The following is a 24,515-nucleotide window of genomic DNA, read 5'->3' as shown; positions in this document are numbered from 1 at the left end:
GCCTGTAAAGCTGCTGCATGACTTGACGGTCGCGCGGGAACGCGGCACGCCTTTGACCTCATTGGCGCCCCTTTGTGACGAGATCTTCGATGACCGACCCTGTCTCTGACCGTTATGCCCGCACTGAACCGCTGTTTCCCGACTGGGCGGCGCCTGTCTATCTGTGGGTGTCCGTGGCGGCGGCCGTCGTCTATCTCGGCCTTGACCTGACCACGGCCTCCATGCCGGGGCTGGCGCTGACCAAGGCGCTGGGGATCATCCTTCTGGGCGTGTTTGCACTGCTCAAGCGCGCCCCGATCCTGGCGGTCGCCCTGTTCTTGTCGGCGGGCGGCGATTACGCCCTCGCCATGAGCGCGCCCCAGCTGGAAGCCGGGATCGGCTTCTTTGGCGCGGCGCACCTGACCTATATCGCCATTTTCGCCCTGATGGTCCTGCGCGGCGGTCTCAAGCGCGAAGGCCTGGTGCTGGCGGGCGGTCTGTTCGTTTACGGCGTGGCGCTGTGGCTTTGGATCAATGGCGGCATGGGCGGGCTGCTTGTTCCGGCCAGCGTCTATCTGGGGATCATCCTGGTCATGGCCATGGCCGCGGGCCTGGTGAAGGGACCCAACCTCATCGTCATTGGCGCCTTGCTGTTCGTCGTGTCGGACTCGGTCATCGCCATGCGCTGGTTCCGCGACGTGCTGGTCTTTGACAATGGTCTGGATTGGGGCGGCGTGATCGTCTGGTCGACCTATTATGGCGCACAGCTATGTTTGACCCTGGGCGTCGTGCGCGCCAAGGCCGTGCAAGCCATTACCGGAGAAGACGCTGACGCGCCGGCCTAAGCCGGCATCAGTCCGCGTTCGTCGGCCAGCCGCTTCATCTCGTTCTGCAGCTTTTCAAAGGCGCGCACCTCAATCTGGCGGATGCGTTCGCGGCTGACGCCATAGACCTGCGCCAGATCCTCGAGCGTTTTCGGCTCTTCGGTCAGGCGGCGTTCCTGGATGATGTTCTGCTCCCGCTCGTTGAGCGCGCCCATGGCTTCCTGAAGGAGCGTCATGCGCATGGAGAATTCATCGGATTCCGCCAGCTCGTCCTCGGCGTCATCGGCGTCGTCATCGGCGAGCCAGTCCTGCCATTCCGCTTCGCCATCGGCGCGCATGGGCGCGTTCAGCGAGGCGTCGGGGCCGGACAGGCGCCGGTTCATGGAGACGACATCATCGTCGGTCACACCCAGCTTGGTGGCGATTTCCTCGACCTGGTCAGGGCGCAGATCGCCTTCTTCCAGGGCGCGCATCTGGCTCTTCATCCGACGCAGATTGAAGAACAGCTTCTTCTGGGCCGCGGTGGTCCCCATCTTCACGAGCGACCAGGACCGCAGGATGTATTCCTGGATCGAGGCGCGGATCCACCACATGGCGTAGGTCGCAAGGCGGAAGCCCTTGTCGGGATCGAATTTCTTGACCGCCTGCATCAGGCCCACATTGCCTTCGCTGATCACCTCGGCGATCGGCAGGCCATAGCCGCGATAGCCCATGGCGATCTTGGCGACCAGGCGCAGGTGCGAAGTGACAAGCTGGTGTGCGGCGTCAGAATCCTCATGCTCCTGCCAGCGCTTGGCCAGCATGAACTCCTGATCTTTTTCCAGCATGGGGAATTTCCGGATCTCCGCGAGATATCGCGACAGACCGGCTTCGGGCGACATGGTCAGCGCCGTTTTCATATTTGCCATGCGTGTCACTCCCCAGTGAGCCCTTGGCGCTGACGGGATGACCAGCGCCGCGTTCATTTAGGTAGCCGATTTGCAGATTGGTAGGGGTCACAAGCCAGTGAAGCTGAAACACAATCTGTCAGCCCCTGAAATAAACCAGAAAACGGCGCCTGGATTAAGGCGTGGAACGGAAACAATGTATTGCCCTGGCGCGAAAGCCCGTCCGGGCGTGCGTTATTGTGTCAGGCGCTATGTCAGGGCCAGCCAGAGAATGGCGACAGCGCCGCCGCATATTGCGCCAAGCACAGCCGCGCGCATGATCAAGCGGTCACGAACCGCGCTGTCGCCCTTGGTCTGCAGTTTCATGACGGTTCCTTCTGGCTCCATAAAGGGGGCCGGTCAGATTCTCCAGATCCCGGATCATGGCGCGAGGGCTGTACATGCATATATGACGGACCGCACCACGATGCGCATCGAGTTTACTGCACGATTGCCCTCGCGCCAAAGCTTGGCGAAAAGGGAGGCATGAGCATCTCTGTCAGACAGGCCCGTTCGGGCGATCAGGAGTCGCTCGCCCTGGTGGGCGCGGCGACGTTTCTGGAAAGCTATTCCGGCGTTGTGGATGGCGGCGCGATCATTCGCCATTGCGCCGAGCGCCACACGCCTTCGGTCTATGCACAGGCGCTCAAGACGCCCGGTCACGCCCTCTGGCTGGCCGAAATGGAGCCGGGCGCGGCGCCGGTGGGTTATCTGCATCTCACCCCGCCCGATCTGCCGGTGGAGACCCAGGCGACCGATCTCGAGATCAAACGCATCTATGTGCTGGCGAGCCTGCATCGCTCTGGCCTGGGGCGACGTTTTGTCGAACAGGCGGCAGAGCATGCCCGCGCCAACGCCATGTCGCGTCTGCTGCTGGGCGTCTATCAGGGCAATACCCGCGCGCTCGCCTTTTATGAGCGGATGGGGTTTGAAACCATCGGTACGCGCCAGTTCGATGTGGGCGGCCGCATCTATGACGACTGGGTGCTGGCGCTGGGCGTGTGAGGCGTTGCAGGCAGACTTTAGACACGCCTGTCGCAATCTGACTGACTGACTGACGCTGTGAGAAGCGCAGGGATTGAACGAATCCTGAGCAAGCTCGCTGTAGGGGGGCTCGCGCAGTAATACAGATATTCATTAACTCAATTCATCGTATCCGTTCGGCGAAAGGCTCCGGCATGGGGCAGCGCAGCGGCGTATTTGATGCGCCGCGAAGCCAGGAGAGCGATGAGATGCGCAATGCGATAGCTGCAAGCCTTGCAGTGTTTTCCTTCGTGTGGGGCGAGGCGGCCTTCGCCCAAATGTCTGAACGCGACCTCGCCATAGTAGGGCGTGCCTTGAGCTTTATTGAAGGCAGTCAGTCCGGCGAGCGCGTCGTCGCCTTGATTTATGATGATGCCGGACAAGCCGAGGCGGATGCGCTCAACGCGGCCATGTCTGGTGGATATAGCGCACGAGACATCACCATGGTGCCGAGGATGGTGCCGCTGAGCGATGTGTCCGGCGGATTAGCGGGCGCGGACGCGGCGATCTTGCTGGGCGGTCTCAGTGCAGGCGATGCGGGCATTTCCAGCACCGCCGCCAGCAATGGCGTGCTGACCGTATCCTCCGACATGGTGTGCGTACAAAGCGGACAATGCGTCATGAGCCTGCAAAGCAATCCATCTGTACGCATCGTCGTCAATGAGAGCGCGGCCAGCAGTGCTTCAGTCAGCTTCACCAGCGCCTTTTCCATGATGATTGAACGGATCTGATCCGAACCCCCTTCAAAGGACTAATCTCAATGTTTCGCAAAACCTTGAAAACCACCGCCGGGGTTCTGTTCGCCAGCGCAATGTGCAGCGGCGCCCAAGCCCAGACCCTCAATTACGACGTGATGAGCGAGCTGTTCGGCGAGCCGGTCACCAACTCCGCAACCGGCAAGCCTCAGCGTGCTTCTGAAGTGCCGGCCTCCATGGTCATCATCACCCAGGATGATATCCAGCGACTGCCCGAGCGCGACCTGCCGGGCATTCTTCGTCATTATGCCGGCGTGGACATGGTGCGCTGGACAGCAGGCGCCCAGGATGTCGGTATTCGCGGCTACAACCAGCCACTGTCTCCGCGCCTTCTGGTGCTGGTGGACGGTCGCCAGGTTTATCTGGATCATTTTGGCTATACGGCCTGGCGCACCTTGCCGGTTCAGCTTGATGAGATTCAGCAAATCGAGCTCATCCGCGGGCCGCAAAGCGCGCTCTACGGCTTCAACGCCGTGTCGGGCGTGGTGAACATCATCACCAAGAACCCGCTCCAGCAGCCCACCGGTTTTGACGTCAGCGTGAACACCGATTTCAACGGCACGGACGAGGTGGGTGCGGTCTTCAGCTTTAATCGCAATGACCGGGTCGCCTTGCGGCTCAGCGCCGGCGTGGGGCAGGAAAAGGAAACCGACTACACCGAACAGTACGAAACCACGGATGATTTCTTCTCGACGATTTCCTATGATGCGGCGGAAGATATCCAGCTGGCGGGCTCGGTCTATTTCCAGTTTGACGCCAAGACGACAGGCCTGATGGAGTTCACGCACTCCCATGTCAATCAACTCGACATGCAGCCCAATTTCTACACCGCTGATGCGCGCTATCGTCTGTCATCGGCCCGGGTCCGCCTGGAGCGCGACACCGACTGGGGTTTGATCAGCGCATCACTTTATCAAAACAGCGGCAAGCTGACGTCTGTGGGCTCGTCATTCGCGGTGGCCGATCCCGAATTCATCGTCCCGTCCGAAAATACCGTGACGGTGTTCCAACTGCAGAACCTGTTCACGGTTGGCACCAAGAATACGTTCCGGCTTAGCGGCGAGTATCGCAACAATACGCTCGCTTCCTCGCCTGATCCGCGCAATGGCGACACCCAGTACGACGTCTTCTCAGTGTCGGCCATGTGGGACCGGGCCATCACGCCCAACCTGCGATCGACTGCGGCGGTCCGCCTGGACAATCTGGAGCTTGAGCGCACCGGCGAGGTGGATGACATCTACTGGTTCACCGCCGAGGATTTCGATCGTACGATCACCGAAGTCAGCTACAATGTTGGCTTGGTGTGGAATGCAGGCGAACGCGGCCTGTTCCGCGCCAATGCTTCGCGCGGAGTTCAGACCCCGTCCCTGTCTGAATTTGGTCTGACCCAGCTCACGGGCGATCCTGACAACCCGTCTATCCTGGACGCGGGCAATCCACTGTTGGAGCCCACCATCGTACAAAACTATGAGCTGGGTTGGGATCGGGCACTGGGAAGCCTGGCGGATATGCGCCTTGGCGTGTTCTATCAGTCGTCCGAGGATCTGAAGACCTTCCTGTCTTATCACGCCACGCTGTTGCCGCCTGAAGCACCGTTCGCCTCGACCCGGTTCGAGAATGTGGGCGAATCCAGCGCCTGGGGCATGGAGCTCGAATTGCAGGGCGATGCGCCGTTCGACCTGCAATGGGGCCTGAATTATACCTATCAGAGCGTCAATGATGATCTGGTGGGCATCACCATCGAGCGTGATTATGGAGAGGGCCTGCAGACTCAGCGAAACCGGTACACGGGCTTTGAAGAGTCAACACCCAACCATAAAGTCAATGCGCGCCTGCATTGGGAGCGTGACGACCTGCGCTTGGGCGTCTTCGCGAATTATGTGGACGAGGTGACCTATCCAGACCGTTATGTGATCGTCAATGGAACTGCGCCGGACAGCGATATCAGCGCCTATCTGGCCCTGTCCTTCAGGGCCGATTACCAGGTGAACGAGGATGTGAACCTGTCCATTGTGGGGCGCAACGTCAATTTCGGCTCCGATGGCGTGCGCACCAACCGCGCGACTCGCGAAGAATCCAGCTTCTGGGTCGGCCTGCGCGCCAACTTCTGACGTTCAGGGCGCGTTTGCGACAATACGGGCGGCGCTATTTGGCGCCGCCCTTTTCGTATGGGACGAGCCGCTCATGTTGGGCTAGTTATGCTGTTAAAACCTTGAAGGTTTTGTGCCTATCGCTGCAACAGCGAGGCGGCTAACCTGCGGCCCATGGATACTGTGTTTGCTCAAGTTCTGCTGCCGCTCGCTTTGGCGTTCATCATGTTCACGCTCGGGGTGGGGCTGACGCCGGCGGATTTCAAACGCATCGCGCTGCAGCCCAAGGCCTTTCTGGTCGGCACGGCCTTGCAGTTCATTTCCCTGCCCCTGATCGCGATTGCGCTGGTTTCCTTTCTGCCCATTCCGCCCATCGTGAAAGTGGGCGTTGTGCTGCTGGCGGCCTGTCCGGGCGGGACGACCTCCAACCTGCTGACACATATGGCGCGCGGCGATGTGGCATTGTCGGTGTCCTTGACCGCGATCACCTCACTGGCGTCGGTGGTGACCGTGCCCGTGGTTCTGATGGTGGCGCTGGCCCTGTTCATGGGGCCGGACGCGCCTGAAGTGGGCATGGTGTCCACCGGCGTGGTGATTTTCGCGCTGACAGTCATCCCGGTCGGATTGGGCATGGTCCTGCGCAAGCTGGCTCCGGGACCGGCCCTGGCGCTGGAGCGCCATTCACGATTCATGTCGGGGCTCGTCTTCACCGCCGTGGTCATCGCTACGGTCCTGAATGAAGGCATCGCCGAGACGCTGCGGCGCCTGACCGAAGCGGGGGCTGTGTCGCTGGCGCTGAATGTGGCCGCCATGGCGGTGGCGTTCGTCGTCTCGAGCTGGCTGGCGTTCAAGATGCGCCAGCGCGTGGCGTTGACGCTGGAATGCGGCCTGCAGAACGCCACTCTGGCGATTGTCGTGGCGAGTTCGCTTCTGGGCGATATCGACTACGCCATGCCCGCCGCCATCTACGGCCTGATGATGTTCGCGACGGCGGGCGTGTTCATCCTGTGGGCAAGGCGCTGGTCCAAAGCGGCGGTGCGGGCTCGGAACATGGCGGGCTAGAGCCGCTCGAGAAACCCTTGCAGGCGCTGCATGTCCTTGGGCAGCTCGGTCTCGAACCGAACCGGCTCGCCGGTCACGGGATGCTCAAAGCCCAGTACGGCGGCATGCAGGGCCTGACGCCGGAAATCCTTGAAGTCCTTGCCATTGTCCAGCCGCGCCAGCGGGGTTGAACGGCCCCGGCCATAGACCGGATCGCCCAGAAGCGGGCAGCCGATATGGGCCATGTGGACCCGGATCTGGTGGGTGCGCCCGGTTTCCAGCCGACAGCGCACCAGCGCGCTCATGGGATGGCCCACTGACTTGCCAGGCTCCTGACCAAAGGTCGCAAGCGTTTCGTAATTGGTGATGGCGTGCTTGCCCGCTTCCGATCCGGGCGTGTCGATCACCGCCATCTTCTTGCGGTCATGGCTGGAGCGCGCCAGCCGTGTCTCGATCCGGCCGGTCCGCGGTTTGGGGGCCGAGCGGGTGAAGGCGAGATAGGCGCGTTCGACCGTATGGGCGGCGAATTGCTCGGACAGGCCCTGATGCGCCTTGTCGGTCTTGGCCGCGACCATGACGCCGGACGTGTCCTTGTCCAGGCGATGCACGATGCCGGGGCGCTCCACCCCGCCAATGCCCGACAGGGATCCTGCGCAATGAAACAGAAGCGCATGCACCAGGGTGCCGGTCCAGTTGCCCGCCGCCGGGTGCACCGCCATGCCGGCGGGCTTGTTGACGACGATCAGCTGGTCATCCTCGAAGAGCACGTCGAGCGGGATATCCTCGGGCTTGGGCGTGGCTTCGACCGGGGCGGGCACATCCAGCCGATAGACGCCGCCTTCGCGCACCTTGGCGGAGGGATCGGTCAGGGGCGCGTCATCCAGAAACAGGCAGCCTTGCTCGACCAGCGCCTTGCAACGCGAGCGGGACAAATCCTCCCAGAGCGCCGCCATCCAGCGATCCAGACGTTCGCCTGCATCGGCGGAGGACGCGGTCTGTTCTCGTGAGGTCTTGTTGTTCATTTCCAAATGAATACGCCTATTCGTATATGCATATGTCGTGGCTTTTGGGTGACGTCATCTGTATTAAGCCGAACTGTAACCATACTTTATCCGACCTGTTAGCGAAGCGTCACACTTGGCCCCTACCAGCAGCCGGTCTGCGCACCACTGACGTGCGCTATGTAACAAGTTCAGGGGTCCTTACAATGACGTTCAAAGCTCGCTTGACCGCGTGCGCTGCAGTTCTCGCAATCGCGCCCGCCTCGACCGCCTTCGCGCAAACCGATGTGAACGACCAGGCTGCCGACGTGATCACGGTGACCACCCAGTTCCGCGAACAGTTGCTGGCCGATGTTCCGATCAATGTGGCGGCGTTCAACGAAGAGCTGATCGAGCGTCTCGACATCCGCAACATGGAAGACATGGCCCTGTTCACGCCGGGCCTGGTCATCCAGGAGCAGAGCCCGAACAATACCGGTTACTCCCTGCGCGGCATCACCACCGACAGCGGCGTGTCCACCGCCGAAGCGCGCGTGGCCATGTTCCAGGACGGCCTGTCGATCTCCCGCTCACGCGGCTCCTATGTCGAGCTCTTTGACATCGAACGCCTGGAAGTCGCCAAGGGCCCGCAACCGACCCTGTTTGGCCGCGGCGCGCTGATCGGCGGCATCAACATCATCCAGAACAAAGCGGCCTTCGAGAATTCCGCCAGCGTCTTCGCCGGCCTGGGCAATTACGGCGCCCATGAAATCGGCGGCCATGTGAACTACGCCATCTCCGACAATTACGGCCTGCGCGTCTCCGGCGTGAACCGGGTGCGCGACGGCTATATCGACAATCTGGGCGATGGCGACGACCTGCAAGGCCGCGACGTGCTGGCGGGCCGTGTGGTCTTCTCCGGTGAGCCGACCAGCTTCTTCAACTTCGACCTGATCGCCAACTGGCAGGAAGACAGCGGGCCGGGCACCTCGTTCAAGTCCGGCGTGATCGCGCCGCAGGGCGGCGACACCTCGCCCTATACGGCGGCCGATCTGCGTGTGATCGACGGCTTTGAAAACGACCAGGGCCTGGGCCTTGACCGCACCGTCTGGGGCATCACGGCGCTGACCAGCTGGGACCTCAACCCGGCGTGGAACCTGTCCACCGTCACCGGCTATCGCGAATATGACTCGGTCGAGATCTTTGACCCGCTCGGCATCGGCTTTGAGGCCCTGAATTTCGGCGAGGACGCGACGGGTCGTCAGACCAGCCATGAAATGCGCCTGAGCTATGATAATGGCGGCCGGTTCACGGCTTTCGGCGGCGTTACCTATTTCTACGAAGCCAACACCCAGCGCATTCCGGCGATCTACAACGAGGCCGTCACCCAGGCCCTCTTCGTGCGTCTGGGCCAGTTCGGCGATGTGAACGCCATTGCGGGCGCGCTGGGCGTGCCGGCGTCGGCGCTGACCGATCTCGCCAACCCGTTCCCGTTCTCCATCGCAGCCCTGTCCCAGGGCATGGGCTTCGTGCCGCTGCGCCCGAACTACACCGAAGAAGCCGCAAACTCCGGTTCGACCGAGGCGATCGATGTCTTCGCGGACGCGTCCTACGACATCACTGATCGTCTGACCGTGACCGCGGGTGTGCGTTACACGGACGAAAGCAAGAATGCCTCCGGTTATGGCGGCACAAGCATGGGTCCGAACCGCGTCACCTTCGGTCCGGCCCTGATCCTGACCAGCTCGCCGAACGGCGCCGAGCTGAGCTCCAGCGCAGACTTTGACGACTGGACCTATCGCGTGAACGCCGCTTACGAGCTCAATGACCGGGTCAATGCCTGGGTCAGCTATGCGCGTGGCCGCAGCCCGGACCTGATCTCGATCGACTCCAATGATCCGAGCTTCTTCAGCACGTCTCCGGCGGAGATCGTGGACTCCATCGAGGCGGGCGCGTTCTTCACGCTCGACAACGGCACCCTGACCGCCTCGATCTATGAATCCAAGTACGACAACTTCCGCACCTCGGTGTTTGATCCGCTGACCAGCACCTTCGTGCCGCAGAATTCCGGCTCCGCCACCCAACGCGGTCTGGAGCTTCAAGGGGATTTCCGCATTACCGAGACGCTCGATCTGATGACGACCTATTCGTACAACCTCGCCAAGTTTGACGAGACCTCGAACGGTGTCGAGCAGGAGCTGGGCGGCAATCGTTTCCGCTATGCGCCGGAACACGCCTTCTCGCTGGGCGCGCGCTGGGAAGCCATTAACCAGCCCTGGGGCGTTGTGTCGGTCCTGCCGAGCTATTCCTGGCAGTCCCATGTCTATACCGACAATGACAATGACCGCTTTGTGGGCGTGCGTCAGGACGCCTACGGCCTCGTGCGGGCGCGTCTGCGTTATGACGATCCGTCCGCGCGCTATTACGCCGAGGTCTACGGCAACAACCTTCTCGATGAGGAATACCTGATCGATGCCGGCAATACCGGCGCCGGTTTCGGTCTGCCGACCTTCATCGCGGGTGCGCCGCTGACCTATGGCGTCCGCATCGGCGCCAGCTTCTAGGGCAGGCGTTTCAAGAACCGTCCGGGGGGACGGGGCTGTGGCCGGCGCGGGGAGAGGGGCCTTGCGCCGGCCTTCTTGTTTCGTCACTACTTTTTGCAAGCTCGTACCAAGCGGGCGCTTAACAGGGGGATGTCATGTCAGAGCCATTCAAGCTGACGCGTCGGGCGGCGCTCGCCGGCGCCGCGGGTCTGGGCCTCGCCGCTTCGGCCTGCAGTCGGGAAGAGCCGCGCTTTGAAGCGCGCCCGCCTGCGGATGGTCCCTTCAAGCACGGCGTCGCCAGCGGGGACCCGGACCAGGGTTCGGTCATGCTGTGGACCGCTGTGACGTCTGAGACCTTGGATGCGCCCGTGCGCGTCGAGCTGGCCGAGGATGAGAGCTTCACCTCGATCGTGCTCGCGGCGGAAGCGGCGCCCGCCGCCGTGACGGTCAATGACATGACCCCGTTCAAATTGCTGGCGGACGGCCTGCAGCCGGGGCGGGATTACTGGTACCGCTTCTCTTTCGGCGATGCGGTCAGCGAGACCGGGCGCACGCGCACCCTGCCTGACGGCGCCGTCGATCGCTTCAATATCGCGGCGTTTTCCTGTTCGAATTATCCGGCGGGCTTTTTCAACGCCTATCGCGCAGCGGCCGAGCGGGGGGATATCGACCTCGTCCTGCATCTGGGCGACTACATCTATGAATATGGCCGCGGCGGTTACGCCATGGATGACGATGAACGCCTGGGCCGGGTGGTCGAGCCGCCCCATGAGATCGTCACCTACGAAGATTACGTCACCCGCTACGCCCAGTATGGGGCCGACCCGGATCTGAAGGCGCTCAAGGCCGCCGCTCCCTGGCTGACGATCTGGGATGATCACGAGACCGCCAACAACGCCCACCTCACCGGCGCAGAAAACCACGACCCCGATCAGGGGGAGGGCGCCTGGTCAGACCGGGTCGATGCCGCACTGCGCGCCTATTATGGCTGGCTGCCGGTGCGCGAGCCCCAGGACCGCCGGGCGCGGTATGGCGCGCTCGAGATCGGGGATCTGGCGACGCTCATCTTCCTGGAAAGCCGTTTGCTGGCGCGCTCGGATGAGATGACGCTGGAGGATTTCCCGGTGCCGCTCGATTCCGATCCGGACGATCCGCAGATCCAGGAGACGGTGCGCAACTGGCTTGAGCTGCGCGTGGGCGGCGAGGACCGGACCTTGCTCGGCGCTGAACAGTTCGATTTTGTCGTTCGCACGCTCGAACAGTCCGCAGCGGCGGGCAAACCCTGGCGCATCTTCGCCAACCAGGTGCTGATGGGATCGGCCACCGCGCCCGATTACACTAAGGAGCCGCCGCTCTGGTTGCGCTGGGGGATGCGCATGGTGGGCGGTGACGTCTGGGAGTTCGCCCAGCAAACTCGCTTTGGCGTGCCCATGACGCTGGACACCTGGGATGGCTTCCCCGCCGAGCGTGAACGCTTGTTCGAAGCGGCGCGCGCCGCCAATGCCGACTTCATCGTACTGACCGGCGACAGCCATAATTTCTGGACGGTGGACCTTCAGACCGAAGCGGGCGACCGCGTCGGGGTGGAGTTCGGCGTCACCTCGGTGACCAGCCCGTCCGACTATGAATTCGTCAATGCGCCCAGCGTCGACTTCGGCCAGATGACGGTGCAGACCAATCCGCACATCCTTCACCACAGCGTCTACGCCAAGGGCTATGTGCTGCTGACGCTGACGCCGGACGAAGCGATAGCGGACTTCGTTTCGGTCTCCACCATCAAGGATACCGCGTTTGATGTCGGTCTCGACAGTCGCTGGCGGGTCACGCCGGCCCGGGGCGGTCCTGTGGCAAAGGTGGAACGGGTCAGCTGATCGCGTTCAGGATTGCGGTCTTTTAAGACGGTCTCGCCTAGACAGGGCTGGACGGGTGGGCCACCTTAACGGTCCACTCGGGGGTGAAATACAGGGGTTTCCATGTCGTCTGACGAAAACATCGTAGCGCGGATCTGGCGCTATATCGGCGCGTTCCAGCACGGAATCTTGCGCCTGTTCGGGATCGTCCTGATCCTGTTCCTGCTCATCGTCTTCATTGGCGGGCTGTTCTCGAGCGACGAGTTCGAGATGGCCGATAGCGGCGTTCTGGTGTTCTCGCCGGAGGGGCCGGTGGTGGAAGAGCCCACCACGATCTCTCCCAATGACGCCTTCACGGCGTCGCTGCTGGGCGGCGGCCCGGGCGAGGAAGTCCTGCTGCGCGATGTGGTCGAGGGTTTCCGCCGGGCGACCGAGGATGACGATGTCACCACCATCGTGATGAACCTCGAGCGCTTTGGCGGCGGCTATCCGGCCGCGCTGCACCAGATCGCAAACGAGATGGACGCCTTCCGGGACGCCGGCAAGGAGATCATCGTCTATGGCGACAACTTCTCCATGACCGGCTATTTCCTGGCCTCGCACGCCAGCCAGATCTACTTGCACGACATGGGCGGGGCGACGGTGAACGGCTATGCCGTGTATCGCACCTTCTTCCGCTCCTTGCTGGACCGTCTGGAAGTGACCCTCAACGTCTATCGCGTGGGCACGTTCAAGTCGGCGCTCGAGCCCTATCTGGGCGATGAGATGTCCGAGCCGGCGGCGGAAGCCAATCGCTATGTATTTGGCGATATCTGGGACGCCTATCAGGACAGCGTCGAGGCTGCGCGCGGTCTGTCCGACGGCGCCCTGCAGAACTATGCGGACCAGTTGCCCGAACTGATGCTGGCGCAAAACGGCGATTCCGCTGCGGTGTCGCTCAATGCGGGTCTGGTCGACCAGGTGATCGGTCGCGGCCATTATCGCGACATGCTCGAAGAGCGTTTTGGTCGTGATGACGGGGAAGACTCGCTGGGCTTCGAAGCCAGCGATTTCTTCGACTATGTCGAGGCCAATCGCGAGTTCAACCTGCTGCCGACCGACAAGATCGTGGTCATCAAGGCTGTGGGCGGCATTGTCGACGGCAATGGCGATGGCGGCGTCGTGGGCGGCGACCAGCATGCCGAGCTGATCCGTCGGGCGCGCCTGGATGATGATGTCCGCGCCATCGTGCTGCGCATCGACTCTGGCGGCGGTTCGGCGTTCGCGTCCGAACTGATCCGCGAAGAGCTGGAAATGGCGCGCCTGGAAGGCAAGATCGTCATCGCCTCCATGGCGGGCGTGGCGGCGTCGGGCGGCTACTGGATCGCCACTCCGGCGCACGAGATCTGGGCCGAGCCGACCACCATCACTGGCTCGATCGGCATTTTCGGCTTCATCCCGACCTTTGAGGACAGCCTGGCCGAAGTGGGCGTCTTTGAAGACGGCATCGCCCTGACCGAAACGGCGCGTCAGCCGTCTCCCACCGGCGGTGTGACCGATGCCTGGGACACCATGATCCAGTCCTCCATCGAGGCCGGCTATGAGCGCTTCCTCTCCATCGTGGCGGAATCGCGCAACATGACCCGCGACGAGGTGGATGCCGTGGCCCAGGGCCGGATCTGGACCGGCCAGCAGGCGTTTGACCGCGGTCTTGTGGACCAGCTTGGCGGCTATGATGAAGCCATCCAGGCAGCGGTGGCCCGCGCAGGCCTTGAAGAGGGCGATTATCGCGTCATCGAATTCCGCGACGAGGTGGATCCGTTCGCCCAGTTCCTGGAAATGTTCGGTCAGAGCGCCCGCACCGCCATGTTCGGCGAAGGGCTTCTGGGCTCGGGCCTGCTGGGTGACATGGCGCGTGACGCCCAGGACGAGATCGAGACCATCAACATGATGAACGATCCCAACGGCATCTACGCCACCTGCTTTGAGTGCACGGCTTTCCGGGCTGCGCGCTAGACAGGCGACATCGGACTGCGGAAAGGCCCGGCTCAATCAGCCGGGCCTTTTTCGTGATCAGCCCTGAAATTGGGGTCTGAGCCAGCCCAGGAACTTGCGAACCTTGCCCGATTGCAGCGCCTCTTCGCGTCCGACAATCTTGTAGGCCGGGCCGTCCAGCCGGGCCACGGGGCCCACCGGAACCAGCAAGTGTCTCTGGATCAGAAGGCTGAGCAGATGCGGGCTGCCCAGAAGGACGCCCTGACCCGCCAGCGCGCACTGAACCGCGTATTGTTCATCCTCGAAGACGCGTTCATGGGCCACCTTGAACGAGGCCCCCGCCTGTTCTGACAGGTCTCGCCAGCTGGGCGCTTCGCCTATGGGCATGCGCCATCGCGGGCTGAGCACTTCCACGCTGCGCCCCGCCAGCGCCTTGTCCCGGATCGCGGGGGTGGCGAAGGCGCCAAAGGCGTCCTCCACCAGAACATCGTCAGTCGCGCTGGCGGGGCCATAGCGGATGGCAAGGTCAATCTGCGTGGCGCGCTTGAGGTCCACAGGCGCATGGGAGGTCTCGATCCGCAGGCTGAGATCGGGCAGCTCTGCTTCGAACTGGGCCAGCCGGGGCGCCAGCCACAGGCTGGCGAAGGCGGGCGTGACGGCCAGGGTGAGACGGCCTGATTGCGGTTTGAGGTCGGACAGGGCCGCGTCTACCTCCGCGAAAGCGCCGGCGAGACGGCGAGCCAGTTGTTCACCCGCTGCGGTGGCGGTCACGCCGCGCGAGGACCGGACCAGCAAGGGCACGCCAAGCTGGGCTTCCAACCCCTTGATGGCATGAGACAAAGCGGTCGAGGTGACCCCCAGCTCGTCGGCGGCGCGCGCCAGAGTTTGATGACGGGCGGCGGCTTCAAAGCCGCGCAAGGCTCGGTGCGAGGTCTGTGAGGGCATGAGAAAATCTCATCTCCAGGTGAAGTCATCTCTATGGCGCGTCAGCCTGATATGGGGACATTCATAAGCCTCTTTCAATCCCGACCCTTAAAGAGGTGAGAAATATGCATGTCCTGAGAGTGGATTCGAGCGTGCGCAAAACCGGCTCCTTGAGCCGACAGGTCGGCGACGCCTTCATGGAGTCGCTGAGGCAAACCCATCCTACGCTTGAACTGACCGAGCGCGATGTGGGCGTGAACCCGCCGCCGATCATCACGTCCGACTGGGTGGCGGCCGCCTTCACCCCCGAGGATGACCGGAGCGCTGAGCAGACGCAGCTTCTGGCGCCGAGCGATGAGGCCATCGCCGAACTGCGTCAGGCGCAGATCATCCTGATCACCGCGCCGATGTACAATTACGGCATGCCGGCGGGGCTGAAGGCCTGGGTGGATAGCGTGGTGCGCAAGGACCAGACCTTCACCTTCGATCTGGCGCGGGGCGACTTCCCGCTGGAACCGGTCCTGTCGGGCAAGACGCTTGTCCTGGCCACGGCCTGGGGCGAGTTCGGGTTCGAGCCGGGCGGCGTGCGGGACGGCCAGGGCCATCTGGTGGGCCATGTGAAGGCGGTGTCGGGCTATCTGGGCGCGGACCGTTTCGAGCATGTGGGCGTGGAGTACCAGGAATTCGCCGATGCGAGACATCAGGCGTCCATAAAGGCGGCTCTGAGACGCGCACACGCCCTCGGCGCCAGCCTGTGACACAGAAAAAAGCCCGGGAGCGGAACTCCCGGGCTTTCGCCTGATTGCGGATCAGTCCGCGCCTAGCGCTTGGACTGCTCACACAGATTCATGAAGCGCTGGCGCAGTTCGGCGTTCGCCTTGAACTCGCCGCGGAACATGGTGGTGATCGTGGAGACGTTGGGATGGTGCACGCCGCGGGTGGTCATGCACTGGTGCTTGGCGTCCACGAAGATGGCGACGCCCAGCGGGCTCATCGCTTCCTCGATCGCATCGGCGATCTGGGCGGTCATGGTCTCCTGGGTCTGCAGACGCTTGGAGAAGGCCTCGACCACCTTGGCGATCTTGGAGATGCCGACAACGGCGCGGTCGGGCAGATAGGCCACGCAGGCCGTACCCAGGATCGGCGCCATGTGGTGCTCGCAATGGCTCTCCACATCGATATTGGTCAGCATGACCATGTCGTCATAGCCCTGAACATCCTCGAAGCGCTTGCCAAGAATCTTGTTCGGGTCTTCGTCATAGCCGCGGAACCAGTCGTTATAGGCGTTCACGACGCGCTTGGGCGTTTCCAGCAAGCCTTCACGGCGGGGGTCGTCGCCGGCCCAGCGCAACAGGGTGCGCACCGCTTCTTCAGCTTCTTCACGGGTCGGGCGAACGATGGCGTCCTCAGGGAGGTTGGCCAGGGTTTCTTTGTCAGTCATGGCGTCCATGAATGGCGGATCCTTTCGTTGACGGGCGCCGTCCTGCCAAAAGAACAGAACGACGAAGTACCGGTTTCCGGATCCAGCAGGGCGGGACGGGAAAGCCGTCGGCGCGCGCCGGGTCTAGATGTTTTCCTCCGGGATGCGGTTTTTCACCGCGTCCTGCGCTTAGGTAGTTTCAGGCTTTGAAATGTCCAATGCCGTAACAAGTCTTTTTCCCAAGCGGACGACGTTGTAGACCGGCGCCATGGTGCAACGCAAATCCCTGCGCTGCGCTCAGACTTTGGAAACGCTTTAATGACCGTCCTGAAACTGTATGACACTGCTGCGCGTGAAAAGCGCGACTTCGTTCCGATCGATGCCGACCGGGTGACGATGTATGTGTGTGGCCCGACGGTCTATTCCGAAGCCCATATTGGCAATTTCCGCCCGCCGGTGGCCTTTGACGTCTTGTTCCGGCTTCTGCGTCACGTCTATGGCGCGGAGCATGTGGTCTATGCGCGCAACATCACGGACGTGGATGACAAGATCAACAAGGCGGCCGCGGACGCCGGTGTTGATATTTCCGTGATCACCGACAAATACGCCCGGATTTATCGCGAGGACAGCGCGGCGCTGAACATCACCCCGCCTTCGCTCGAGCCGGCGGCGACCGCGCACATGCCCCAGATGATGGCTATGATCGAACGGTTGATGGCGGACGGCTTCGCCTATGCCGCCGAAGGCCATGTGCTGTTCTCGGTCAGCAGCTACGACAAATACGGCAAGCTGTCCGGACGCTCGCTCGACGACATGATTGCGGGCGCGCGCGTGGAAGTGGCCCCGTACAAGAAGGATCCCGCCGATTTCGTGCTGTGGAAGCCGTCAAAGCCGGGCGAGCCTGAATGGGAAGCGCCGTTCGGCAATGGCCGTCCGGGCTGGCACCTTGAGTGCTCGGCCATGATCGAGGCGACGCTCGGAGAAACCATCGACATCCATGGCGGCGGCGGCGATCTCGTCTTTCCGCACCATGAAAACGAAGTCGCGCAGTCGGTCTGCGCCCATGCCGGCGCGCCATTGGCGAACTACTGGCTGCACAATGGCTTCCTGTCGATGGCGTCCGAGAAGATGTCCAAATCGCTTGGCAATGTGATCAAACCCAATGACCTTCTGCAGAAAGGCATCAAGGGCGAGGTCATCCGCTATGCACTGATGACCGGTCATTACCGTGCTCCGCTCGACTGGAACGCCAAGTTGCTGGAAAACACCCAGCGGTCCATGGACCGGATCTATGGCGTCTTGCGGCGTCTGAACGCGGTCGAGGCGACAAGCTCCGACGTGCCCGAAGCGGTGCTGAACGCGCTGCTGGATGACCTGAACACGCCCAAGGCCCTGGCGGCCCTGTTCGAGATCACGGGGCGCGCCAACAAGGCGCAATCCGAAGCCGAGCAGGCCCAGGCCAAGGGCGAGCTTCTGGCGGCGGGCCGTCTTCTGGGCCTGTTCGATCAGGATCCGGACGCCTGGTTCGGTCTGGACCAGGTGGATGAGGCCCTGCGCGCCGAGATCGACCAGTTGCTGGCCGAACGGCTCGCGGCGCGTCAGGCCAAGGACTTTGCCAAGGCGGACGCCATTCGCGATGTGCTCAACGCCAAGAATGTCCAGGTGGATGACGGGCCGGAAGGCGCCACCTGGCGGCTGAAGGACTGACGTCTTGATTTCGTCCCGCCGAGTGCGGACATAGCGATCATGAGCGAGATCTACTCCCATGACCTGTTGGAGCTGGCGGCCGATATTCCGCATATCGGTCGTCTCTCCGCGCCGGACGCCAGCGCTCACAAGGTGTCGCGGATTTGCGGGTCAGAACTGACGCTGGATCTCAGGGTTGAAGCGGGCCGGATTTCCGACTTGGGGCTCGAGGTGAAGGCCTGCGCGCTGGGCCAGGCGAGCGCCAGCGTGCTCGCGCGATCGGCGATCGGCGCGGACCTTGAAGAAATTCGCGCGACGCGAGAGGCGCTTAAGGCTATGCTGAAGGATGGCGGCGCGGCGCCGAATGGTCGTTTTTCGGCCCTAAAGACGCTTCAACCCGCTGCATCCTATCGTCAGCGTCATGGCTCGATCATGCTGGCCTTTGATGCGGCGACGGAGGCTTTCGAGGCGGCGCTGGCCCGCAATTGAGCCTCGGCTCGGCTGCGGGCCCCAGTTTTGGATTGATCGTGTGTGAAACTGAGCCTCTAATGTGCGAACGAGCTGGAATATCACGTTTGCCGACTCGCGTAGGACTGGTACTGCTCCGCGCTTACCAGATCGGATTGTCTCCGGTCCTTTACGCGTTAGGCGTGCGGTGCCGTCACCAGCCCAGTTGTTCGCATTACGCAGTCGGCTGCGTCAGCGAGCAAGGCTTGTGGCGGGGCTCCTGGCTGGCGGCCGGTCGCGTCTTGCGATGTCGTCCCGGCGGCACCTGGGGCTATGATCCGGCGCCTCCGCCTCGCCCGAATGCGGCGTGGTGGAAAGTCTGGGCGCTACGCGAGGGGCCGGCGCGCGACAAACAGGGCTACATTCTTCCGGCGGAACGTGCGCCGGGGGATGAGTGAGCGGGGGAACGGACGTGGATCAACCAGTCCGATCAGGAATTTCAGCCGTCATCGTGACGTATCGCACGGGTGACGTCCTGCTCGAGTGCGTGGATTCCGTCCTCGCCGCGCCGGACGTGGACGAGCTGGTGCTCGTCAATCACGACAACCCGCCCGAAATGATCGAGCAGCTCGAACAGCGCGCCCGCCATGACGCCAAGCTGCGTCTAGTGCATACGGGCGGCAATCTGGGCTTCTCCAAAGGCTGCAATATCGGCGCGCAATCGGCGCGTGGAGAAGCGCTCCTGTTCCTCAACCCCGATGCGGTGCTCAAGCCGGGCGACGCCAGTCGCATGCTCAAGACCGTGCAGGGCCGGGACGAGCCCGCCATTGTCGGCGCCCGTCTGATTGGCCCCGATGGCAAGGAACAACGCGGCGGACGTCGGGGCGCGCTGACGCTGGGGTCTGCGCTGACCGGCTTTCTGGGCCTGTCTTGCAAATTCCATCGCGAACACGAACCATTGCCGTCCCAACCGGTTGAAATGCCCACCGTGTCCGGCGCCGCCATGTTGATGACCCGTCGCGGCTTCGAGCGGCTGGACGGGTTTGATGAGGGCTATTTCCTCCATGTGGAGGATATCGATATCTGCAAGCGGGCGCGGGATGCGGGCGGCGAGGTGATTTTCGAGCCTCGTGTGGAGATCGCCCATGTGGGCTCCACCTCCAAGATCAGCCAGATCAAGGTCGAAATCTTCAAGGCGCTGGGACTGGCCCGGTATTTCACCCTGCATGGCGGCATTATCGGTCCGTTGCAGGGATTTATCCTGGGGCCGGTTTTCCTTCTGGGCGCCGTGATGCGTTCAGTGCTGTTCCAGATCCAGGCCCGGACGGCCGGCAAATGGCCGGCCTCCGAGCTGTGAAAAGTACGGCTAGCTAGGAGTTAGCGCACGTCTGAACCCGCGGGTGCTTCAGGGTCCAGGCGGCCTTCAAAGTCGGGTACGGGACGGGATTGAGCTTCGGCCTGGGTTGTCGCCGCGCCGTTCTCGGCGATGTCGCGGATCAACCATTCCATCTCCTTGATCTCACGACGCTGGGCTTCAATGATCTCATTGGCGAGCGTGCGCACGCGGGCGTCCTCGATGCCCGCTCGTTCACTGGTCATGACGGCGATGGAATGATGCGGGATCATGGCCTTCATGTAGGACTGGTCCCCAACGGTGACCTGTGACCGCACCAGAAACAGCGCGAGGATGAACACCACGGCGCTCCCGGCATAAATGCCCAGATTGATTTTCGTGTTCTTGTACATGCCCAGCATGAAAGACAGCATGACCACGGCCATGGCTGCGCCCATTACGAAGGTCATGTAAAAGCGAGTCTCGCTCCAGCGCACATGTTCGAACGCGAAAGTATTGAAATACATGAGTGCGAACATGATCAGGGTCGATGTCCCGATCATGGCGGCGAAGCGCCAATAATTGCTGTTGGTGTCCATCTTTCAGGCCTCGTCTCGAAGTAAGTCGAGCCCATGCAACGAGGCGATGGGGAGGAAGTTCCCTCGTTCGGACGATCTGGTGCGGCGGTTCGCCCTGAACTCAGCGCGGTGGAAACGGACCGGCCTTGGACAGGGCGGATTCGATCGGGTGCTGGAGCGCCACCGTTTCCAGCCAGTGCGCGGTCTCGATCATCTTGTCCAGATCAATGCCGGTGCTGAACCCGCCACGCTCGAGCATGTAGACCACGTCTTCTGTGGCCACATTGCCCGTCGCCCTGGGTGCGAACGGGCAGCCGCCAATGCCGCCCGCTGAAGCGTCGATGACATCCACGCCCGCTTCGACCGCCGCGAAGACATTGGCGATGGCGGTGTTGCGGGTGTTGTGAAAATGCAGGCGCAGGCGCGCTTTCGGCGCGGCCTCGCGCGCGATCTCGACCGCCTTCTCCACCTGCCAGGGCGTCGCCACGCCGATGGTGTCGCCCAGGGCGATTTCGGTTGCGCCGGCGGCTGCGGCGCGTCCCGCCAGCTCGCCCAGAATGACCGGGTCCACTTCGCCGTCGAACGGATCGCCAAAGGCGACCGAGATGGTGGCGGACAGCGGGATGGCGGCGTCGTGAGCCAGCACGGCGATCCGGTCCAGCAGATCGGCGGTATCCTGCGGCGTGGCGTTCTGATTGCGTTTGCCAAAGCCCTCAGAGGCGACCATCACATAATTGATCTCGTCACAGCGGGACTCGATCGCCTGGCGCATGCCGCGCTCATTGAGCGCCAATCCGATGAAGGACACGCCGCGATCGCGCGGGACCTGCGCCATCACCTCGATGGAATCCGCCATTTTCGGCACGGCCTTGGGATTGACGAAGCTCGCCGCTTCCATGCGTTTGACGCCGGTCTCGATGAGCCGCTCGATGAATTCAAGCTTCACCGAGGTGTCCAGCAGGACCGGGTCGTTCTGCAATCCGTCGCGGGGACCGACTTCCACAATCTCGATCGGGCGGCTCATGGCGTACTCCCTGGAGTCTCCGCTGTGGTTGATCCACAGCCGGTCGCGGCGATGAGCAGGATGGTGTCGTCACCGCGTGAATAGTTGAACCCGTCCACAAGACGCACCGCGCAGGCGCGCTGGACCAGTGGACGAAGGGTTTGCGCCGCATGGTCGCTCCAGCGGCTCAGATCAAACACGTAAAGGCGCGGGGCGGAGAAATCGAGGTCTCCCGCCGCCAGTTGTGCAGCGATGGCGTCCGCGTCGCGCAACTCCACCTCGCCTCGGGTCAGGAAGACAAAGCTCGGTTCGGTATAGGTCGAGATCAGGCGCGCATCCGGCGCCTGCGTGCGCAAATCGGCGATCTCCACCGCGGCGGGGTTGGACGGGAACAGGATGGCCGCCGACGGCGCCACCACGCCGCGTCCCAGGCCGTGCCAGCTCAGCCCCAGCACGACGAGCGCGATCAGCGCCAGATCATATCGGCGCATATAGAGCGCGAAGGTGGCGGCGAGACCGCCCAGCGCCATAAGGCCGGTGGCGAGATACGCCGCCCAGAGCGCGCCATTGAACCGCCAGCCCAGCGCAATGAGCACCGCTGCGGCGGCGATGACGCCCAGCGCCAGCAGGCCCAGCCCCAGAAGCCGCCAGCGCCGCTCCACGCGTCCCCAGCGCACAAAGCCCAATCCGGCGACCACCGCGAGTGCGGGATAGATGGGCAGGGGGTAGTGCGGCAGCTTGGTCGGCAGAAGCTCGACCACAAGCCAGGCCGGCGCGATGAAAGCGACCAGCAGGCGTGACGCCTGTGCGCCCGGGGTTTGTTCGCGCCAGTCCCGGATCAGGCTCGCCAGACCGGCGGGCAGGCTGACAATGGCGGGAAGGAACAGGATGGGCAGCAGCAAGAGGTGGCTGCCCGGCGGCGCGCCATGGCCTTCATGACCGGATGTGACCTTCGGCGCCATGTCCCCGCCCAGCGCTTCGGACAGAAAGCTGCCGCCCGAAACCATCTGGACGCCCACAAGCCAGGGCAGAATGATCAGCGCCGCCAGCACCGGCCCAGGCCAGTAGAAAAAGACCTTCAGCCAGATCACCCGCCGTTCGATGGCGCACAGCGCCAAAACGGCCAGCCCCATCATCAGCGGCGTGACCGGGCCCTTGATCAGGGCGGCGAGCGCGACAAACACCCACATCAATACCGCCCATTTGCGGCGCTTGGCGGCGGTCTCCGCCAGCCAGACCTCGATGAGGGACAGAACGCTCAGCCCGGTCATCGCGCACAGCATGGCGTCGGTCTTGGCGATGCCGCCCTCACTGGCGAGCAGAAGCGTGACAGACACCAGCGCGCCTGCGAACACGCCCGTGCGGTGATCATAGAGACGGCGTCCGATCCAGAAGGCGCTGAGCGCAGCCAGCATGGCGCCGAGCACGGACGGCAGGCGATAGGCCCAGATCTCGCGCGCTTCGGGTCCTGTGGTCGCGGCCACCGTCAGGCTCTGCAGCCAGTAGATGCCGATGGGTTTCTTGTGCCGGGGCTGATCCTGGAAGCGGATATCGATGATATCGCCGGTTTCAACCATCTGCGCGCTGGCCTGGGCGAAGCGCGCTTCATCGCGGTCCAGGACCGGCAAGGTGAAGACGCTCGCCAGGCTCGCAAGGAGCGCCAGCAAGGCGATGAACAGGCTGGCCCGTTCGGTGTTTATCAGGCGGTCTTGCAGTGACATGAACGGCCCGGGCGCTCGAAAACAGAAAAAGATCGTGCGTCTGTCTCAATAATCGGTATGAAACGCGGCGAGCTATTCTTCAAGCAAGACCGTCCAAGACGTAGCGTTTCATGACCGATTCCCGCCCCGAGCTGAGCATTATCGCCCCCATGCACAATGAGGCGGGCAATGCTGCACGCCTTGCCGAAGAAATCTATGGCGTGCTGAAGGACCGTTCTCACGAAATCGTGCTGGTCAATGACGCCAGCACCGATGGCACCTTGTCGGAACTCATCGAGGCCAAGGACGCCATTCCGACTTTGCGCATTGTCGCGCATCGCAAGAATGCCGGGCAGTCGCGCGCCATCCGCACGGGCGTGCTGGCCGCCAGGGCGCCGATCGTGTGCATGCTGGACGGGGATGGCCAGAACCCGCCTGCCGACATTCCCACCCTGGTCGATGCTCTGGTCGAAGAGCCGGACACCACGGGCATGGTGGCGGGTCGCCGGGTCGGACGTCAGGACAGCGAGTGGAAGAAGACGGCCTCGCGCATTGGCAATGGCGTGCGCAAGGCGCTGCTCAATGACGATGCCGATGATACCGGCTGCGGGCTCAAGGCCTTCCGCCGCGACGCTTATCTGATGCTACCCTTCTTTGATCATCAGCACCGTTTCCTCCCCGCCCTCATGAAGCGCGAAGGCTTTCATGTGGCGTTTCGGGATGTGGGCCACAGGCCACGCATGGCGGGACAATCGAAATATACCAATCTGGGTCGCCTTTTCGCCTCTTTGAGCGATATGCTAGGTATCATGTGGCTCAACAGTCGTGCGCGTCAGCCCGGCGGCTGGGACGAGATCTAGAGGCTCCGGTCTGATCCGGCGCTGGTGGTGGACGGGCGACGGGGATAGGAGGCCGACCATGGCCGATTCGACGGGTTCAGGTGTTGCTGTGGGGCTCGCCAGCTCTGAAGCGCAAGTTCAACAGAGCGGGGGGCTCAACATGTTCACGATTTTTCCGAAACTTCTCATTCCGATGATTGTCTACGCCCTTGTGGCGTACAGCGATGCATTCTTCGGCGCTGAAGGCGCGTCCATGCTGACCAATGCGCTGTTCACGCTGGGCCTGCCCAGCGGCGACTGGGCGGTGTCGGCGGCCGACCTGATCCTGACGCTGGGTCTTGTGATGCTGTTCATCGAGATGATCGGCTCGGCCAGCTCGGGGACGTCCTCGCTGCTTAATCACGGCCTGTCCATGGCGACGTTGCTGATCGGCATCCTGCTGTTCTTGCTGGTGCCGGTCTTTGCGACCTCGACCTTCTTCCTTCTGATCGTGATGGCGCTGCTGGATGTGGTGGCCGGTTTCACGGTGACCGCCATCTCGGCGCGCCGGGATCTCGGCGCGGGCTAGTCCTGCTCCATCCCACGAACAAGAACGGCCGG

At 62.8% G+C, this 24,515-nt stretch carries 22 protein-coding genes; 15 read left to right on the top strand and 7 right to left on the bottom strand.

What is annotated here, in order from left to right; all coding sequences use genetic code 11:
* Window positions 1–89 precede the first annotated feature (89 nt).
* Window positions 90–824, top strand: a complete 735-nt coding sequence (locus RBA95_RS06655; RefSeq protein WP_306016067.1) for a lysoplasmalogenase — start codon at window positions 90–92, stop codon at window positions 822–824.
* On the opposite strand, the gene rpoH is transcribed toward RBA95_RS06655, so the two are convergent.
* Complete coding sequence (rpoH, locus tag RBA95_RS06650) at window positions 821–1,711, bottom strand: RNA polymerase sigma factor RpoH (RefSeq protein ID WP_306016066.1); 891 nt, start codon at window positions 1,709–1,711, stop codon at window positions 821–823. The genes RBA95_RS06655 and rpoH overlap by 4 nt on opposite strands.
* Window positions 1,712–2,215: 504 nt before the next feature.
* On the opposite strand from rpoH, the gene RBA95_RS06645 reads away from it, so the two are divergent.
* From RBA95_RS06645 to RBA95_RS06630, 4 genes are all read left to right on the top strand, one after another.
* Window positions 2,216–2,734 (top strand): N-acetyltransferase, encoded by a 519-nt coding sequence (locus RBA95_RS06645; RefSeq protein ID WP_306016065.1) that lies wholly within the window; start codon window positions 2,216–2,218, stop codon window positions 2,732–2,734.
* A gap of 173 nt (window positions 2,735–2,907) precedes the next feature.
* The gene (locus tag RBA95_RS06640; protein ID WP_306016064.1) at window positions 2,908–3,483 is read left to right on the top strand and encodes a hypothetical protein; all 576 of its coding nucleotides are present in this window, start codon (window positions 2,908–2,910) and stop codon (window positions 3,481–3,483) included.
* A gap of 29 nt (window positions 3,484–3,512) precedes the next feature.
* A complete protein-coding gene (locus tag RBA95_RS06635; protein ID WP_306016063.1) occupies window positions 3,513–5,618 on the top strand; it encodes a TonB-dependent siderophore receptor in 2,106 nt (701 codons plus the stop codon).
* 153 nt (window positions 5,619–5,771) lie between these two features.
* The gene (locus RBA95_RS06630) at window positions 5,772–6,659 is read left to right on the top strand and encodes a bile acid:sodium symporter family protein (protein WP_306016062.1); all 888 of its coding nucleotides are present in this window, start codon (window positions 5,772–5,774) and stop codon (window positions 6,657–6,659) included.
* Here the strand turns inward: RBA95_RS06630 and RBA95_RS06625 are convergent.
* Window positions 6,656–7,660 carry an RluA family pseudouridine synthase gene (locus RBA95_RS06625; RefSeq protein ID WP_306016061.1) on the bottom strand — a complete coding sequence of 335 codons (1,005 nt, stop codon included), beginning with the start codon at window positions 7,658–7,660 and terminating at the stop codon, window positions 6,656–6,658. The genes RBA95_RS06630 and RBA95_RS06625 overlap by 4 nt on opposite strands.
* 185 nt (window positions 7,661–7,845) lie before the next feature.
* On the opposite strand from RBA95_RS06625, the gene RBA95_RS06620 reads away from it, so the two are divergent.
* The 3 genes from RBA95_RS06620 to sppA all read left to right on the top strand — a co-directional run bounded on the left by RBA95_RS06620 (window position 7,846) and on the right by sppA (window position 14,006).
* The gene (locus RBA95_RS06620; RefSeq protein ID WP_306016059.1) at window positions 7,846–10,182 is read left to right on the top strand and encodes a TonB-dependent receptor; all 2,337 of its coding nucleotides are present in this window, start codon (window positions 7,846–7,848) and stop codon (window positions 10,180–10,182) included.
* Between the two features lie 134 nt (window positions 10,183–10,316).
* Window positions 10,317–12,032 (top strand): alkaline phosphatase, encoded by a 1,716-nt coding sequence (locus RBA95_RS06615; RefSeq protein WP_306016058.1) that lies wholly within the window; start codon window positions 10,317–10,319, stop codon window positions 12,030–12,032.
* Between the two features lie 102 nt (window positions 12,033–12,134).
* Window positions 12,135–14,006 (top strand): signal peptide peptidase SppA, encoded by a 1,872-nt coding sequence (gene sppA / locus RBA95_RS06610; RefSeq protein ID WP_306016057.1) that lies wholly within the window; start codon window positions 12,135–12,137, stop codon window positions 14,004–14,006.
* A gap of 57 nt (window positions 14,007–14,063) precedes the next feature.
* Here the strand turns inward: sppA and RBA95_RS06605 are convergent, their stop codons facing one another.
* On the bottom strand, window positions 14,064–14,930 hold the full coding sequence (locus tag RBA95_RS06605) for a LysR substrate-binding domain-containing protein (RefSeq protein WP_306016056.1): 867 nt from the start codon (window positions 14,928–14,930) through the stop codon (window positions 14,064–14,066).
* A 104-nt stretch (window positions 14,931–15,034) separates the two neighbouring features.
* Here RBA95_RS06605 and RBA95_RS06600 point away from each other — a divergent pair, with 104 nt between their 5' ends.
* Complete coding sequence (locus RBA95_RS06600; protein ID WP_306016055.1) at window positions 15,035–15,667, top strand: FMN-dependent NADH-azoreductase; 633 nt, start codon at window positions 15,035–15,037, stop codon at window positions 15,665–15,667.
* A 62-nt stretch (window positions 15,668–15,729) separates the two neighbouring features.
* Here RBA95_RS06600 and folE read toward each other — a convergent pair whose 3' ends face one another.
* Window positions 15,730–16,359, bottom strand: a complete 630-nt coding sequence (gene folE / locus RBA95_RS06595) for a GTP cyclohydrolase I FolE (RefSeq protein ID WP_306016054.1) — start codon at window positions 16,357–16,359, stop codon at window positions 15,730–15,732.
* A 288-nt stretch (window positions 16,360–16,647) separates the two neighbouring features.
* Here folE and cysS point away from each other — a divergent pair, with 288 nt between their 5' ends.
* The 4 genes from cysS to RBA95_RS06575 are packed head-to-tail and all read left to right on the top strand — an operon-like array spanning window position 16,648 to window position 19,819.
* The gene (cysS, locus tag RBA95_RS06590; protein WP_306016053.1) at window positions 16,648–18,036 is read left to right on the top strand and encodes a cysteine--tRNA ligase; all 1,389 of its coding nucleotides are present in this window, start codon (window positions 16,648–16,650) and stop codon (window positions 18,034–18,036) included.
* Between the two features lie 39 nt (window positions 18,037–18,075).
* Window positions 18,076–18,504 carry an iron-sulfur cluster assembly scaffold protein gene (locus RBA95_RS06585; protein WP_306016052.1) on the top strand — a complete coding sequence of 143 codons (429 nt, stop codon included), beginning with the start codon at window positions 18,076–18,078 and terminating at the stop codon, window positions 18,502–18,504.
* Between the two features lie 59 nt (window positions 18,505–18,563).
* Window positions 18,564–18,920, top strand: a complete 357-nt coding sequence (gene yidD, locus RBA95_RS06580) for a membrane protein insertion efficiency factor YidD (protein ID WP_306016051.1) — start codon at window positions 18,564–18,566, stop codon at window positions 18,918–18,920.
* Entirely contained in the window at window positions 18,917–19,819 is a 903-nt protein-coding gene (locus RBA95_RS06575) for a glycosyltransferase family 2 protein (protein WP_371933597.1), read from the top strand. The genes yidD and RBA95_RS06575 overlap by 4 nt, the downstream gene beginning before the upstream one ends.
* Before the next feature lie 20 nt (window positions 19,820–19,839).
* Here RBA95_RS06575 and RBA95_RS06570 read toward each other — a convergent pair whose 3' ends face one another.
* The 3 genes from RBA95_RS06570 to RBA95_RS06560 all read right to left on the bottom strand — a co-directional run bounded on the left by RBA95_RS06570 (window position 19,840) and on the right by RBA95_RS06560 (window position 23,097).
* Window positions 19,840–20,394, bottom strand: a complete 555-nt coding sequence (locus RBA95_RS06570) for a DUF305 domain-containing protein (protein WP_306016049.1) — start codon at window positions 20,392–20,394, stop codon at window positions 19,840–19,842.
* A 100-nt stretch (window positions 20,395–20,494) separates the two neighbouring features.
* Complete coding sequence (locus RBA95_RS06565; protein WP_306016048.1) at window positions 20,495–21,397, bottom strand: hydroxymethylglutaryl-CoA lyase; 903 nt, start codon at window positions 21,395–21,397, stop codon at window positions 20,495–20,497.
* The gene (locus RBA95_RS06560) at window positions 21,394–23,097 is read right to left on the bottom strand and encodes a glycosyltransferase family 39 protein (protein ID WP_306016047.1); all 1,704 of its coding nucleotides are present in this window, start codon (window positions 23,095–23,097) and stop codon (window positions 21,394–21,396) included. Before RBA95_RS06560 ends, RBA95_RS06565 begins: the two co-directional genes overlap by 4 nt.
* Window positions 23,098–23,207: 110 nt before the next feature.
* Between RBA95_RS06560 and RBA95_RS06555 the strand changes: the two genes are divergently transcribed.
* Entirely contained in the window at window positions 23,208–23,936 is a 729-nt protein-coding gene (locus RBA95_RS06555; RefSeq protein WP_306016046.1) for a glycosyltransferase family 2 protein, read from the top strand.
* A gap of 58 nt (window positions 23,937–23,994) precedes the next feature.
* Window positions 23,995–24,483: a hypothetical protein gene (locus RBA95_RS06550; protein WP_306016045.1), complete on the top strand. Its 489-nt coding sequence runs from the start codon at window positions 23,995–23,997 to the stop codon at window positions 24,481–24,483.
* The last annotated feature ends 32 nt before the right edge of the window (window positions 24,484–24,515 follow it).

Origin of the sequence: Oceanicaulis sp. MMSF_3324 (assembly GCF_030733545.1) — a bacterium.
Taxonomy (GTDB): Bacteria; Pseudomonadota; Alphaproteobacteria; order Caulobacterales; family Maricaulaceae; genus Oceanicaulis.
Note: the sequence above shows the minus strand (reverse complement) of the source record. Positions and strands in the feature narration are given on the sequence as shown.